General features: G+C 49.6%; 1 protein-coding gene. It reads right to left on the reverse strand.

Going from position 1 to position 466, the window contains the following annotated elements; genetic code table 11:
• On the reverse strand, positions 1 to 466 hold a 466-nt coding region (locus tag ACTHUR_RS20105; protein WP_440400557.1), incomplete at both ends, for a tRNA ligase subunit PheS family protein.

The following is a 466-nucleotide window of genomic DNA, read 5'->3' on the forward strand; positions in this document are numbered from 1 at the left end:
ACCCACAAACCTTCGGCCTGATGGAACATAGGCGAGTGAGTGGCATCACTGTCCACACGGTAAACACGGCCGGGAGCAATAATACGGATAGGCGGCTCTTTTTTGTCGAGCATATAGCGGATTTGAATAGGCGAAGTGTGTGTGCGTAAAACGTCTCCGTTTTCAACATAGAAGGTATCTTGCATCGCACGCGCGGGGTGATTTGCAGGAATATTCAAGGCTTGGAAATTGTGGAAATCGTCTTCGATTTCAGGGCCGTCCGCCACTTCAAAACCCATACCGTGAAACAGCTCAACCACACGTTGCAAAGTCAAAGTCACTGGGTGCAAACCGCCATGCTCTTGTGCACGGCCCGGCAAAGTAATATCCAAGGCTTCTGCAGCCAATTGGGCTTGCAGCTTGGCTTCATTCAGGGCATCGCGTTTGGCATTAAAAGCCGTCTGAAACTGATTTTTGCATTCATTGA

The sequence above is a fragment of the Neisseria sp. P0021.S007 genome, assembly GCF_051956855.1.